The 14,209-nt window shown below is 66.9% G+C and carries 15 protein-coding genes; 8 read left to right on the forward strand and 7 right to left on the reverse strand.

Going from position 1 to position 14,209, the window contains the following annotated elements; translation table 11 throughout:
- Nucleotides 1-241: 241 nt before the first annotated feature.
- From VIK36_RS05590 to pxpA, 6 genes are all read right to left on the reverse strand, one after another.
- Nucleotides 242-559 (reverse strand): hypothetical protein, encoded by a 318-nt coding sequence (locus VIK36_RS05590; RefSeq protein WP_324644402.1) that lies wholly within the window; start codon nt 557-559, stop codon nt 242-244.
- A gap of 172 nt (nt 560-731) precedes the next feature.
- The gene (locus VIK36_RS05595) at nt 732-1,718 is read right to left on the reverse strand and encodes a biotin-dependent carboxyltransferase family protein (protein ID WP_324644403.1); all 987 of its coding nucleotides are present in this window, start codon (nt 1,716-1,718) and stop codon (nt 732-734) included.
- Nucleotides 1,708-2,613: an allophanate hydrolase subunit 1 gene (locus VIK36_RS05600; protein WP_324644404.1), complete on the reverse strand. Its 906-nt coding sequence runs from the start codon at nt 2,611-2,613 to the stop codon at nt 1,708-1,710. Before VIK36_RS05600 ends, VIK36_RS05595 begins: the two co-directional genes overlap by 11 nt.
- Complete coding sequence (locus tag VIK36_RS05605; protein ID WP_324644406.1) at nt 2,610-3,959, reverse strand: acetyl-CoA carboxylase biotin carboxylase subunit; 1,350 nt, start codon at nt 3,957-3,959, stop codon at nt 2,610-2,612. Before VIK36_RS05605 ends, VIK36_RS05600 begins: the two co-directional genes overlap by 4 nt.
- Nucleotides 3,960-3,968: 9 nt before the next feature.
- Nucleotides 3,969-4,208: an acetyl-CoA carboxylase gene (locus VIK36_RS05610; protein ID WP_018770516.1), complete on the reverse strand. Its 240-nt coding sequence runs from the start codon at nt 4,206-4,208 to the stop codon at nt 3,969-3,971.
- Between the two features lie 13 nt (nt 4,209-4,221).
- The gene (gene pxpA, locus VIK36_RS05615; RefSeq protein WP_324644409.1) at nt 4,222-4,986 is read right to left on the reverse strand and encodes a 5-oxoprolinase subunit PxpA; all 765 of its coding nucleotides are present in this window, start codon (nt 4,984-4,986) and stop codon (nt 4,222-4,224) included.
- 100 nt (nt 4,987-5,086) lie between these two features.
- On the opposite strand from pxpA, the gene VIK36_RS05620 reads away from it, so the two are divergent.
- Nucleotides 5,087-6,532, forward strand: coding sequence for a PucR family transcriptional regulator (locus VIK36_RS05620; protein WP_324644410.1), 1,446 nt, complete (start codon nt 5,087-5,089; stop codon nt 6,530-6,532).
- On the opposite strand, the gene VIK36_RS05625 is transcribed toward VIK36_RS05620, so the two are convergent.
- The gene (locus tag VIK36_RS05625; protein WP_324644412.1) at nt 6,529-7,584 is read right to left on the reverse strand and encodes a LacI family DNA-binding transcriptional regulator; all 1,056 of its coding nucleotides are present in this window, start codon (nt 7,582-7,584) and stop codon (nt 6,529-6,531) included. The genes VIK36_RS05620 and VIK36_RS05625 overlap by 4 nt on opposite strands.
- Nucleotides 7,585-7,851: 267 nt before the next feature.
- Between VIK36_RS05625 and VIK36_RS05630 the strand changes: the two genes are divergently transcribed.
- Genes VIK36_RS05630 through VIK36_RS05660 form a run of 7 tightly spaced genes read left to right on the forward strand, consistent with a single transcriptional unit; the run spans nt 7,852 to nt 14,203 of the window.
- Entirely contained in the window at nt 7,852-8,871 is a 1,020-nt protein-coding gene (locus VIK36_RS05630) for an asparaginase (RefSeq protein ID WP_324644413.1), read from the forward strand.
- 44 nt (nt 8,872-8,915) lie between these two features.
- A complete protein-coding gene (locus tag VIK36_RS05635; protein ID WP_255174695.1) occupies nt 8,916-9,806 on the forward strand; it encodes a polysaccharide deacetylase family protein in 891 nt (296 codons plus the stop codon).
- Entirely contained in the window at nt 9,803-11,194 is a 1,392-nt protein-coding gene (locus VIK36_RS05640) for an MFS transporter (RefSeq protein WP_159632693.1), read from the forward strand. The genes VIK36_RS05635 and VIK36_RS05640 overlap by 4 nt, the downstream gene beginning before the upstream one ends.
- Nucleotides 11,181-11,948, forward strand: a complete 768-nt coding sequence (locus VIK36_RS05645) for an SDR family NAD(P)-dependent oxidoreductase (RefSeq protein WP_324644414.1) — start codon at nt 11,181-11,183, stop codon at nt 11,946-11,948. Before VIK36_RS05640 ends, VIK36_RS05645 begins: the two co-directional genes overlap by 14 nt.
- A 37-nt stretch (nt 11,949-11,985) precedes the next feature.
- On the forward strand, nt 11,986-12,726 hold the full coding sequence (locus VIK36_RS05650) for an SDR family NAD(P)-dependent oxidoreductase (protein WP_324644416.1): 741 nt from the start codon (nt 11,986-11,988) through the stop codon (nt 12,724-12,726).
- Between the two features lie 41 nt (nt 12,727-12,767).
- Nucleotides 12,768-13,106 carry a hypothetical protein gene (locus VIK36_RS05655; RefSeq protein WP_324644417.1) on the forward strand — a complete coding sequence of 113 codons (339 nt, stop codon included), beginning with the start codon at nt 12,768-12,770 and terminating at the stop codon, nt 13,104-13,106.
- Nucleotides 13,103-14,203: an NADH:flavin oxidoreductase gene (locus tag VIK36_RS05660; RefSeq protein ID WP_324644418.1), complete on the forward strand. Its 1,101-nt coding sequence runs from the start codon at nt 13,103-13,105 to the stop codon at nt 14,201-14,203. Before VIK36_RS05655 ends, VIK36_RS05660 begins: the two co-directional genes overlap by 4 nt.
- The last annotated feature ends 6 nt before the right edge of the window (nt 14,204-14,209 follow it).

Genomic DNA, 14,209 nt, shown 5'->3' on the forward strand with positions numbered 1-14,209 from the left:
GGGGCGGTGCGCTGCGGAATTACTTGGGCTGCCGGGTCCCGCGTTGCGGGCTCCGTCAGTGATATTGCCTTGAAATGCGTCCGTCGTGAGCAAGATATTTCCCCCTGGTCGAACCTGTGACCACCTTAGGAAGCGGCATCTGCATTCGGAAGGGCTTTTGTCCATTGAGGGGATTTATTGCCTCAATCTTGATCGAAACCTGTAGTAGGGGAGCGGCAGTCAGGAAAGCCATGTCCTGCTGTTACGCGTTGCCTGCACCTTGCCCGGTGTCCTCCCACAGGACATCCAGGTTGTGGAAAATCACGGGCCCGTCGCACAGCTCGGCCATCCGGGCAGCGAACTCGGACGTCTCCGGCCGGCCGGAATTCTCCATGGCCGAGTCAAAGGAATCGAAGTCCACGATCGTGAAGTAGTGCCCAGGATGGTCCCGGTCAGCGGTGGCAATGATGTGGCGGAAGGTGGGCGGAGTGGTTCCCTCGGTTCGGGAAGGGCGGCCCAGCTCTTCGATCTCCTTGATGCGGGAGGACGTGAATTCGATGATCTGCACAAACCCGGCCATGATGGCTCCTCGACGGCGGTGGACGCTGATGCGCATCACGCTAGACCCGGTGGCGGCCTGCGCACAGGGGGAAAATTACCCTACTTCCCCCGCCGAAAGCGTGCCGCGCGGCAGATCAATCGGCCAGCGACGAGGAGCGGCGGGCCCTGGGCAGGGGACCCGCCGCTGCCCGTCAGCGGTTGGCGCCCAGTGCCGCCCAGGCCTTGTTCCGGCGGTCGGCAAGGTCCCTGCGGGCCGCCAGGGCATCAGCCAGGCTGACAGCGGCAAACCGGGTCGCCGTTCCGGGCGCCGCCCGGGCCACCAGGTCCATGTCAGCGCTGATCACGGTGCCCACCATCGCGTAGCCGCCGCCGGAGACGGCATCGCGGTGCAGGATGATCGGCTGGGTGCCACCGGGAATCTGGATAGATCCCACGGCATACCCCGCATCCACGATGTTGGAAGGGTCCGAGCCGGCGCCGAACGGCTGTTCGCGCTCCTTCCATTTCACCCCCGGTCCCGAGTAGCGCAGACCCATCCGGTCGGCCACGGGCGTCACTTTCCACTCCTCGTTGAGGAGATTGCCCAGGCCTTCCTCGGTCAGGCGGTGGTCGTACAACCCCAGCACAATCCGGACTTCCTGCTCCTTGGCGAAAACAGGCCGGAATTCATCCGGGACGCTTTCGGCCTGGGGGAGTCTTCCCCCGTTGAGGGGAGCGCCCACGGGGACAACGTCGCCCGCTTCAAGCTTGCGGCCCTTGAATCCGCCGATGGCGCCCAGGCTGTACGTGGACCGGCTGCCCAGCACCTCCGGGACGTCGATGCCGCCCTGGACCGCGATGTAGTAGCGGGTGCCGCCCTGGATCACGCCGAAGGAAAGCTGGTCCCCGGCCTTCAGCAGCAGGCGGCTCCACTGCGGCTGCGGCTCCCCGTTGACCTTGACCCCCACAGGGGCTCCGGTGACGGCAATAACGGCGTCGCTGTCGGTGGTCAGCACCGGGCCCAGGTAGGTGCACTCCAGGACCGCTTCGCGTGCGGTGTTTCCCACCAGGGCGTTTCCCAGCTCGGCGGAGTACTGGTCCAGGGAACCGCTTTGCGGGATGCCCACGTTGTAGTGGCCCGTGCGCCCCTGGTCCTGGACCGTGGTGGCCAGGCCCGGGTTTCCAATTTCAAATGCCATTGAGGGCCTCCATGAGTTCACGGTTGTAGCCTTCCGGGTCGGCCAGCGCCCTGGACAGCTCGAACGTCACCGGCGCCTGCCGGTAGCGGAAGGTGCCGGCGGCGATCTCCGCCTGGATGGCGTTGTATTCCGCCTCCGTGACCGGTTTGAACTTCACGATGTCCCCGGGGCGGAAGAACACCATGAAGTCCTTGAAGTCCGCCAGTGCCTGGTCGGGGTCGAAGATGGGGCCGGCGGCCACGCCGAACATCTGGTACCCGCCGGCGCCGCGGACGGAATAGATGCAGCCGAAGCATCCGCCGTGCCCCACGGTCAGCTTGGGGGTGTCAGTCCGCGGGCTCAGGTACTTCGGGACCTCCAGCTGCTTCTCGCGGTCCACCAGCTGGAACAGGAACGGCAGCCCGGCCACGAAGCCAACCATGGATACCAGCCACGGCTGTTCGTGGTGCCGCTGGATGAACTCCGCGGCGTCCTTGAGGTGGTTGACCTTGGCCGCGTAGTCGATGTCGCTGCCTTCGGGCTCCTGGTGGAACCCTTCGCGGAACCGCTGGGCCACTTCCGCGGTGAACGGGTCCTCGTACCAGACCGGGACCTCAACGATCCGGGTCTCCAGTGCCCGTTCCTGGTGGGACGTCAGGTCCCGCTCGATGTCGCGTACAGCAATTTCCAGCTGTTCCGGAGGCAGGACGTCGGGATCGAAGCGCACCAGCAGGGATGCGTTGGCCGGGCAGATGTCCACGATTCCCGGGAGCCCGGCGTCGGATAACCTGCCGGCGATGGACATGACCTTGAAGTTCGCGGGCAGGCTCATCGCTTCGGAGACTTCCACGAACAGGAATTCGTCCCCGCCCCAGGTGTAGCGCGCACCCGGGAGGACGGCGGCTTCGGTGGTCATTTCGCCCCCATGAGGTCGGCTGCGGTTTCAATGAACTTGGAGTGGTGGCTGACCTCGGCAAATTCGGGCCGGGCCAGCAGCGCCAGGTGGACGGGGACCGTGGTCTTGACCCCTTCAATGTGTGTTGCCTCCAAAGCCGCCACGGTGGCCGCGATGGCGGTATCCCGGTCCGGTGCGTGGACTGCCAGTTTGGCCAGGAGGGAGTCGTAGTAGGGGCTCACCACCGAGCCTGCTTCCACCCCGGTGTCCACCCGGATGCCGTCGCCCGATGGCCAGTCCAGGGACCGGATGGTTCCCGGGCTGGGGAAGAAGTGGTGGTTGGGGTCTTCCGCGTTGATGCGGCATTCGATGGCGTGGCCGCTGAAGTGCACGTCGTCCTGGGAAATGGTCATGGCTCCGGTGGAGGCAATCAGGAGCTGCTCGCGGACCAGGTCCACGCCGGTAATCTGCTCGGTGATGGGGTGCTCCACCTGGATGCGCGTGTTCATTTCAATGAATGCGGCCTCGTGGTTGACGGGGTCGTACAGGAACTCCACGGTGCCCGCTCCGTGGTAGCCGCACTGGCGGGCAAGGGCCACGGAGGATTCCCGGATGGTGGCACGGACGGCGTCCGGGAGGTTGGGGGCGGGGGCTTCCTCCAGTACTTTCTGGGATCGGCGCTGCATGGAACAGTCGCGGTCGCCGAGGTGGATGAAGTTGGTCCCGTCGCCCAGGACCTGCACCTCCACGTGGCGGGCATGCTCCACGAACCGTTCCAGGTAGACGGTGGGGTCGCCGAAGACGGCGGCGGCCTCGCCCCTGGCCATCTCTATGGTTTCCAGGAGCCCGCTTTCGTCGTGCACGAACCGGATGCCCCGGCCTCCGCCGCCGGCGGATGCCTTCACCACCAGCGGGTAGCCTATGCCTCGAGCGATGTCGACGGCGTCGGCCTCCGGATCAAGGGGGCCGTCAGACCCCTTGAGCACCGGGACGCCGGCGTTGGCTGCCGCTTCCCGGGCCAGGGATTTGTTGCCCATCATGGCGATGGTGTCCGCATTCGGGCCTACCCAGGTGAGGCCGGCGTCGGCCACCTTCCGGGCGAAGTCGGCGTTCTCGGAGAGGAAGCCGTAGCCCGGGTGCACGGCGTCGCACCCCTGTTCCCGGGCGGCGGTGACCAGGGCGTCCTGGTTCAGGTAGCTGGCGGCGGCCTGGGCCGGGCCCACCACCACGTAGTGGTCGGCTGACCGGGCTGCCAGTGATTCCACGTCGGCCTCGCTGACCCCCAGGACCGTTTCGATGCCCATTTCGCGGGCGGTCCGGGCGATCCGCACGGCGATCTCGCCGCGGTTTGCTATGAACAGTTTCATGGGCTGCCTTTATCCTTCCCGGATGACGACGATGGAGTCGCCCGGGTTGACCATGTCGCCTTCGTTGACTTCAAAGGATTCCAGGGTTCCGGCGACGTCGGACTGGATCTCGGTGAACTGCTTCATGATTTCCACGATGCCGATGGTCTGGCCGACTTCGATGGTGTCGCCTTCGTTGGCGAATGGGGGTTTGCCCGGCCCGGGCTTGCGGTAGAAGACTCCGGGAAGGGGTGAAACTATCGTGGCCATGTGCTGCTCGCTTTCAGGAGTGGGTGGATCGGGATGAGTCGAGTGCCTTGCGGACGGCGGAGGCGACGGCGACGGCGTTGGGTGCATCCGAGTGGACGCAGATGCTCTGGAAGGCGATGTTCAGGGGAGTGCCGTCGACGGCGGGCACGGGCCCGCCTGCCACAGCCCGGCTGACGCGTTCCGCGGCGGCGTCCGGGTCGGTGGGTGCGGGGCGTCGCTGGATGAGGAGCTCGCCGCCGGGGCCGTAGTTGAGGTCCACGTAGAGCTCCGCGACGAAGTCCACGCCCATGGCGCGGCACACGGATTCATGGGCGGTCCCGGCCAGGCCGTAGAACGGAACACCGAACTGTTTGGCGGTTCCGGCCGCTGCCTGCATGAGGTCTTCGTCGCCGGCGAGCATGCCGTAGAGCGCGCCGTGGGGTTTGATGTGGTTCAGGGACAGCCCGTTCTTCGCCAGGAAGGCAGTCAGCGCCCCGGTCTGGTAGAGGATGATGGACTCGACCTCGTCGGGGGTGAGCACCATGCGGCGGCGGCCGAACCCCATGGGATCGGGGAGCCCGGGGTGGGCGCCCACGGCCACACCGTGTTCGGCGGCCATGGCCACCGTCCGGTTCATGACGTCCGGGTCCCCGGCGTGGTAGCCGCAGGCGACGTTGGCGACGTCGATGATTTCCATGAGGGCGGCGTCGTTGCCGAACTCGTGCAAGCCGAAGCCTTCACCCATGTCCGAATTCAGGAGCACCTGGGCAGGCGTGGTTTCCGTCACGTTTTTTTGCATGCAGGCAACGGTACAGAGGCGGGGACCCGGCCGGAATTGGGCGGATCGCCGAATGTGGCCACGCAGATTATGCTTTTTGCACTAACCAGGAGGGCCTGCCATGCGTGTTGCCGATCTCGCCGCGGATTCCGCGCTGAACATCCGCCTTGCCGTGCCCGGAAGTCCGGGACGCCTGGCCCGGCCCATCGCCTGGTGCGCCCCCACGGAGCACATGGACCCCACGCCCTTCCTCAGCGTCAACGCGCTGCTGCTCACCAATGGGATGGGCCTGAACGTCAAGGACTACCGGATCTGGGATGCCTACGTGGAGCGGCTGATGTCCGTGCCCGTCTCGGGACTGGTCTTCGGCCTGGGCGCAGCGCACCGGGAACTGCCGCCGGGGCTGGTGAAGGCCTGCGAAGCGCATGGCCTTCCGCTGCTTGAACTGCCTCCGGAGGTGCCGTTCATTCAGGTGATGCGGCACGTGGATCAACTTATCGCCGCCGAACGCTATGCCGAGCTGCGCGCGGGGTGGGACCTGGCGGATGAGTGCACCAGGCTGGCGGCGGGCGGCCACTCGCTGGCGCAGGTCCTGGAACGGGTGGCCACGACCATCCGGGCGCGGGTGGCGGTCCTTGACCACAACGGGTTTGAACTCATGGCGGTAGGTACGGCCGGGGGCGGAACGGCCCGGACCATCCTGAGCCTGCCCAGCGGCGGAATCCTCCGGTTCAGGCTGGCTATCGAGGGAATCAAGAGCAGCCTGGTGCTGCAGCCGCTGCTGGGGCCGGTGGCTGCGGTGATTGCCATGCAGCTGAGCTACACCCTGGGGTCCCGGTCGCCCCTGCATTCGCGGGAAGCTGCCAGGTTGATCGAGGCGCTCTACGAGGCTCGGGGGACTCCGGCGCCGGCCCTGCGGGGCTACGCGGCGGAGGCCGGGTTCGAGCCGGACAGGGAGTGGGGAGTCGTGCTGATCGGCGGTGCGGGGGATGTTGCGCCGGCCAAGCTGCGGACCATCGCCTGGCGGGTGCGGGTGGGCCTGCAGGCTGAATTCGGGACCGTGCGGTTCATGGAGGAGGCCGGCCTGACGACGGTGCTGGTGCAGCGCGGGGAAGCGGGGATGGAACTCATGGAAGCCGTCCAAAAGTCCTTCCAGGACGGGCCGGAACTGTCCGCCGTCGTCTCCGGGTGCGGGAACCTGGACGAACTGCCGCTGGTGCTCCAGTTGGCCCGCCGCCGTGTGGGCGAGCCGGGGCTCCATCAGGCGCCGGTCGCTGACCTGGCCGGCGTGGTGGAGGGCCTGCCCGGCGCCGGGCTGGTGGCCATGTCCCGGCGGCTCCTGGCCCCGTTGATGTCCGACGGCGGCACGGCCTTGCGTGAAACGCTTGAGGTCTACCTGCGGTACAGCGGGAATACCCGCGAGACTTGCAGGGAGCTCTTCATCCACCGCAACACCCTGACGTACAGGTTGCGCAAGATTGAGGAGCTTCTCCGGGTGGACCTGGACGACGGCGAAGTGCGGGCCACCTGCCTGCTGGCACTGCGGATCGTCGCCGCCGGAACCTAGTTGGCCGCCATTTCCGCGGGCGCCCTGGCGGCACTGCTTTCGCGGACGAACAGGGTGGGTTCCAGCTGTACGGCTTCGGGCTTTTCCCCCCTGAGCACGGCCTGGATGAGCTGCACCGCCGTCCGTCCAATGTCCGCCATGGGGGAGTGGACCGAGGTCAGCGGAATGGGAAGCTCGGCGGCCAGGGAGGTGTCGTTGTAGCCCACCACGGCCACGTCCTGTCCTACGGCGAGGCCGCGGGAGCGCAGGGCTCCCATCGCGCCGATGGCGGCGAAGTCGTTGACCGCGAAGATGGCGGTGGGGCGCGGCTTGCCGCTGGCGAGGATCTTTTCCCCGGCTTCCCGGCCGCCGGCGGTATCGAATTTGGACCACACCACGTCGTCATCGGAAATGGTGCCGCCCAGGGAGCGCCAGCGGTCCAGGAAGCCGGCGGTGCGGTCGACGGCGGTGCTTGCGTAGGGCTCGCCTGCGATCACTGCCACCTGCCGGTGGCCCATTTCCCACAGGTGGCTGGCCACGAGTTCGCCACCGACGACGTCGTCGCAGGTGGCAGACGGGTAGCCCGGCACCCGGCGGTTCATCAGCACGAACGGGACCTTCCGGTCGGTCAGTTCCTGCAGGAGGCCGCCGTCAAGGTGGGCATCGCCAATGATCAGGCCGTCCACCCGCCGGGCCAGCATGAGGTCGATCTTCCGCCGCTGTTCGTCGGGGTCATCGCGCGAGTTCATCACGAACGCGGAGTACCCCACCTCGGCCGAGGCTTCGTCGATGCCCTCGTACATGATGGCCAGGACCAGGTCCGAAAGGCGGGGGACGATGACGCCGAGCAGTTTGGTGCGGCGGGTGCGGAGGCTGGCGGCCTGGGGATCGGGGGAGTAGCCCAGCTTGCGGGCCAGTTCACGGACGCGCTCGGCGGTGGCGGCAGAGGCCGCTCCCTTGGCCACGTCGGAACCGGAATGCAGGACCCTGGAGACGGTGGACGGATGGACGCCCAGCTCCCGAGCCAAATCCTTCAGCGTGACTGTTCCGCCGCCGTCGGCCTTTTCTTTCATGTCCTTCTCCTGCCCACCGGGGCCACTGTAGCCCAGGTCCGCCCGCGCTGCCGGGAAGGGCGCCAAGGCAACCCTTGACGTGACCCGCTTCACATCCTATAGTCGTTCATCAGCGCTACCCAAACGTTTGGGTAGGTGCGTATCCCAGACCTTCCCCGGCGCCCCCACCTCCGGCGCCGCCCCTCGTTTCCATCGCAAATGCCCGTTCTGCGGAAAGTTACCCAATCGATTGGGTTGCGGATTGCGCAGCAAACCACCGGAGCTGAAATGACTGTTACCGACTCCCACGTCGTGCTGCTGGCTACCGGAGGCACCATCTCGTCGCGTTCTTCCCAGGCCGGCGGCGCGGTCGCCTCCGATACGGGCGAGCAGGTGTTCAAAGCCCTCGGCCCGCGGGTGTCCCACCCTGTCCGGGTGCTCGACGTATTCCAGAAGGGGTCCTACCTCCTGACGTTCGACGACATGCTGAGGATCTGCGCCACCATCAAGGAAGTCCTCAAGGACCCCACCGTCCTGGGCGTGGTGGTCACCCACGGCACGGACACCATGGAGGAGACCGCCTACCTCGCCGACCTGACGCACACGGACAAGCGGCCGGTGGTGTTCACCGGCTCGCAGCGGGCAGCAGACTCCGACGCTCCCGACGGGCCGGACAACCTGGCCCGGGCCATCGCCGTCGCCGGTTCGAAGGACGGGCGGGGCAAGGGCGTCATGGTCCACTTTGCCGGCACCATCTTCCCGGCCGCCGGCGTCCGGAAAAGCCAAACTCTTCGGCTGGATGCCTTTGCGAACCCCGATTTCGGGGTACTTGGCCAGGTATCAGCCCAGGGAGAAGTTGCCATGGACGGCAGCGGCGGCAGGCTCCAGGCCCTGCCCCTGCCCCAGCCGGGCGGCGGCTCCCCAAGGGTGGACCTGGTTGCCGCCTATCCCGGCGCCGATTCCACCCTGATGCACGCCGCCCTTGAAGCAGGAGCGGAAGGCATCGTCCTGCAAGGAACCGGAAGCGGCAATGCAAATGCCAGCCTCTGCGCAGAGGTGGCCGCCGCCGTCGCGTCCGGCGCCGTGGTGGTGACCAGCACCCGCGTGGACGCGGGACCGGTGGTGCCCATCTACGGGGCCGGCGGCGGTGGCGAGGACCTGCGCGTTGCCGGTGCCATCAGCTCCGGCCACCTCCGGCCGTCACAGTCGCTGATCCTGCTCAGCCTCCTGCTCAGGATCAATCCTGACCGGGACCGGATCACCGAAATTTTTGCCCAACGAGGGAGGCCTCCTGAACCTTCCGCCTGACACCCAGAACACCCCGGTTTTGAACGAATTGAAAGGAAAATCTCATGGCTAAGGACATTCAAGTCGCCTTCGGCGTGGACGTAGACGCAGTGGCAGGCATGCTCGGCTCCTACGGAGGAGAGGACTCCCCGTGCGACATCAGCCGCGGCCTGTTCAGCGGTGAAGTCGGCGGACCCCGGCTGATCCGGTTGTTCCAGAAATACAACCTCCCGGCCACCTGGTTCGTCCCGGGCCACTCGATCGAAACCTTCCCCGAACTGACCCAGATGATCGTGGATGCCGGGCACGAGATCGGGGTGCATGGGTATTCGCATGAGAACCCCATCGCTATGACCCGGGAGCAGGAGACCGCCATCCTGGACCGGGCGATCGAACTGATTGAAAAGGTGTCCGGCCGCCGGCCCACGGGCTACGTTGCGCCGTGGTGGGAGTTCTCGCCGGTCACCAACGAGATCCTCCTGGAGCGCGGCATCAAGTACGACCACTCCCTGATGCACCGCGACTTCGAGCCGTACTACGTCCGCGTCGGGGACTCCTGGAAGAAGATCGACTACACCAAGGACGCCCAGACCTGGATGGAGCCGTTGAAGCGCGGGCAGGAAACCGACCTAGTGGAAATCCCGGCCAACTGGTACCTCGATGACCTGCCTCCGATGATGTTCATCAAGGCATCCCCGAACTCGCACGGGTTCGTCAACCCCCGCGACATCGAAGAGATGTGGCGGGACCAGTTCGACTGGGTTTACCGCGAAATGGACCAGGCCGTTTTCACCATGACCATCCACCCGGACGTCTCCGGCCGCCCGCAGGTGCTGCTCATGCTCGAGCGGCTCATCGAACACATCAACTCCCATGAGGGCGTCACCTGGTGCACCTTCGACCAGATCGCCGACTCTTTCCTTTCCCGCAGCCCCCGTAAGGACAACAAGTCATGAGCATCCAAGAACCGGTTGTCGACCTGTCGCAGCCCCGCCCGGACGAGAAGCGCCGCTTCCCGGTCTTTTCCAAGCGCCACACCACCACCGCTACCGTCCTTGCCTTGCTGGCCTGGACCGTGGCCGTCTTCGACTACGGCCTGTTCGGCACCCTGCTGCCTGCCATGCAGCAGGAATTCGGCTGGTCTGCCCCCGAGGCCTACGCCATCAACACCTGGATCGCCGTCGGCACCGCCATCGTCTGCTTCGGCATCGGGCCCGTCATTGACCGCCTGGGCCGCCGCAAAGGCATGATGACCACCATTGGTGGGACCGCCGTCGTCTCCGGCCTCACGGCCCTGATCCCCACGGGGATCCCGTTCTTCAGCAACGCCATGCTGGTGGTGGTCCGTTCCTTCGGCGGCCTCGGATTCTCCGAGCAGGCCGTGAACGCCACCTACATGAACGAGGTCTACCAGGTCACCGAAGTCGCGGACAAGCGCAAGCGCCCCGGCTTCCACTACTCCTTCATCCAGGGCGGCTGGCCGCTCGGCTTCCTGCTGGCCAGCGCACTGGCCCTGGCCTTCCTGCCCTCCCTTGGTTGGCGTGCCCTGTACCTGATGGCCACCGTCCCGGCCGCCGTGATCGTCTGGGTCATCGCCCGGAAGCTCAAGGAAACGCCCCAGTTCGAACTGCACCACAAGCTGACCGAGCTGGAAAAGCACGGAAAGACTGAAGACGCGCACTCCCTGGCCCACGCGTACGGCGTCGAGCACTCCTCGGCAGCCCCGCTCAAGCGCATCTGGGAGCCGCACCTGCGCCGGAACACCTTTGTCTTCTCGCTCGCCTGGATCGTGAACTTCTTCGGCATCACCATCTTCAGCGTCCTGGGCAGCTCCGTGCTCAAGAACGCGAAGGGCGTGGAACTCTCGGACGCCTTCTGGATGCTGATCGTCATCAACCTGCTGGCCTACTTCGGCTACGTCTTCCACGGCTGGCTCGGTGACAAGATCGGCCGGAAGCGGACCATCATCGGCGGCTGGATCCTCTCGGGCATCTCCTTCTCCATCATGCTCAGCCCCATCGCCACCAGCCCGTTCATGATCATCCTGACCTACGGCGCCGGCCTGTTCTTCCTGGTGGGTCCGTACGCGGCCATCCAGTACTTCATGGCCGAGTGCTACCCGGTGAGCTGCCGGGCCACCGGAACCGCCTTCATCGGCGCCATGAGCCAGCCCGGAACCATCCTCGGCGGCGCCATCTTCACCGCCATCGCCGCCGGTGCCGGCACCGGCACCGCGGCCCTGTGGGTCGGCGCCCTGGGAACCCTGGTCTCCGGGCTCCTGATGATCGCCGCCAAGCCCCCTGCTGAAGCCCTGATGGAGGACCACCCCCATGACGTCGCCTAACAGAGTCGCCATCATCACCGGTGCCGCCAGCGGCATCGGCCGTGCCCTCGCCGTCCATTACGCCCGCCAGGGGGTGGTGTCCGTCATCGGCACCTTCCCGGGCGATCCCCACGATCCGGAGGAAACCCTCCGGCTGGTCAAGGAGGCCAACGGTGAGGCGGTGATCCACGAGGTGGACGTCCGCACCACCGCCTCGGTGGACGCCCTGGCCCAGCGGGCCGTGGACGAGTACGGGCGGCTGGACTACGCCATCGCCAACGCGGGGATCCTCCGCAACTCCCCGCTGGGCGAGATGACCGATGAGCGCTGGCACGACATGCTCAACGTGGACCTCACCGGCGTGCTGCGCACGCTGCGCGCAGGGGCGGAGAGAATGACCGACGGCGGCGCGCTGGTTGCGGTCTCGTCCATCGCCGGCGGGGTGTACGGGTGGGAGGAACACGCCCACTACGCCGCGGCCAAGGCAGGGGTGCTGGGCCTGGTCCGCAGCGTGGCCGTGGAACTCGGCCCGCGGCAGATCCGCGCCAACGCCGTGATCCCGGGCCTCATCGAAACCCCACAGTCCCTGGACCCGGTGAACTCCCTGGGCCCCGAGGGGCTGCACCGGGCCGGGAACGACATCCCCTGGGGCCGGGTGGGCAAACCGGAGGAAGTGGCCAGCGTGATCGGGTTCCTCACCTCCGACGAGTCCCGCTACATCACGGGCCAGGCGCTGGTGGTTGACGGCGGACTCACCGTGAAGATGCGCGCCTGACGGCGCCCCGACAGCCGCCTCACAACGAAAGGACACCATGAACACATCGACTGCTGACCAAGCTTCCGGTGGTACCCAACCCGGCAACGGCCGCGGGGTGGTGGTCACCGGCGGTTCCAGCGGGATCGGCAAGGCCATTGCCGAGGCCTTCCTGGCCAACGGGGACCGGGTGGCCGTGCTGGACCGGGCCGGAGGGGCTGGCACCATCCGCGTGGACGTTGCCGATGAAGCCAGCGTGCGGGCGGCCTTCGCCGAGGCCCGGGACAGGCTGGGCGGCATCGACGTCCTGGTCAACAGTGCGGGCCTGCTGACGGAGTCCCCGCTGGAGGACATGTCCCTGGCCATGTGGAACGAGACCCTCACGGTGGACCTGACGGGTGTGTTCCTGTGCTGCCGGGAGGTGGTGGGGGAGATGCGGCAGCGGAAGTGGGGCCGCATCATCAACATCGCCTCCCAGCTGGCCATCAAGGGCGGCGTGGGGCTGACGCATTACAGTGCGGCCAAGGCCGGCGTCGTGGGCCTGTCCAAAGCCCTGGCCCTGGAAACGGCGGCGGACAATGTGCTGGTCAACTGCATCGCCCCGGGGCCCATCGAGACGCCCCTGGTGGAGGGCATCTCGGAAAGCTGGAAGGCCGCGAAGCGCGCCGAGCTTCCGCTGGGCCGGTTCGGGACACCGGAGGAAGTGGCGCCTGCCGCCGTGCTGCTGGCCAGCGACCCCGGGGGAAACCTGTTCGTCGGGCAGACGCTGGGGCCCAACTCCGGCGACGTGATGCCGTAAGGAAGGGGAGCGACATGTGCGGTGCCTGCGGAAGGACCACCGTGGCGGACCCTGCCCTGGGGCCGGTGCGGACCATGCGGCAACATCTGATCGTGGCAGCCACGGTCAACGCTGTCTGCACCGGTCTCCCGGGCGCCCCGAAAGTGACCGCGCTTAAGGACGGCTGGCTGATGACCGGTGCGGCCGGGGCCTTCCGGCAGTGCCAGACCGTCGAAGAACTCTGGTCCGCTGTGCTCGGCTGCTTCACTGACGCGTCGGTTGTGGACCGGCTGCGAAGGCGCCGGCAGGCGTACGCAGCGGATCCGGCCAACGCGGGCCTGCCCGCACGGGCGGCCGGGCTGTTGCCGGACCCCGAACACTATCAAGGAGATTGTGAATGACTGATTATTCCCCGCTCTGGTCACCCATCCGGATCGGTGCCACCCAGCTGGACAACAGGGTGGCACTGGCTCCCATGACGCGGATCAGCGCCACCGAGGACGGACATGCCACGGAGAGAATGGCGTCCTACTACCGGAACTTTGCGCGCGGCGGCTTTGGGCTGCTGATTACGGAAGGCATCTACCCGGACACCGCCCACAGCCAGGGCTACCACTTCCAGCCGGGCATCGCGACGGAGGAGCAGGCCAGGTCCTGGGCGAACGTCGTGGACGGCGTTCACGAGGCGGGGTCGAAGATCTTCGCGCAGCTGATGCACGCGGGGGCACAGAGCCAGGGGAACCGGTATGTGACCTCCTCGGTGGGGCCCTCGGCGGTGGCACCGAAGGGGGAGCAGCTGGGGTTTTACCGCGGCGAAGGTCCGTATCCCGTTCCTTCCGCGATCACGTTGTCCCAGATGAAAGAGGTCCGGGACGGGTTCGTCACGGCGGCGCTGCACGCGCAGCAGGCCGGGTTCGACGGCGTGGAGATCCACGGTGCCAACGGGTACCTGCTGGACCAGTTCCTCACGGACTACCTGAACCAGCGCGACGACCGGTACGGCGGCTCACCGGAAAACAGGGTGCGGCTTGCCGCTGAGATTTGCCACGACGTCCGCGAGGCCGTTGGCCCGGATATGACGGTGGGTATCCGCATCTCCCAGGCCAAGGTCAGCGACACCGAGCACAAATGGGGCGGGGGAGTGGCCGAAGCGGAGGTCATTTTCGGCACCCTGGGCGCCACGGGGATCGATTTTTTCCACACCGCCGAATACCGTGCCGCCGAGCCTGCGTTCGCGGATGCGGAGGAGACCCTGGCTGCGCTGGCCAAGCGGTACTCCGGGGTGCCGGTGATCGCCAACGGCAAGCTCGACGATCCGGATACGGCCGCGTCCATGCTGGCCGACGGCTCAGCGGACGTTGTCGCGCTGGGCAAGGGGGCCCTGGCCAACCGGAACTGGCCGCACCTTGTCCGCAACAACCTGGAATTCGGGGAGCTGGACCCCTCCGTCTTCGCCCCGCTGGCGGACGTCAAGGACTGGGAGCTGGAGGACGGGTAGGGCGGG

This window comes from Pseudarthrobacter sp. LT1, from assembly GCF_035621795.1.
In the GTDB taxonomy this organism is placed as follows: Bacteria; Actinomycetota; Actinomycetes; order Actinomycetales; family Micrococcaceae; genus Arthrobacter.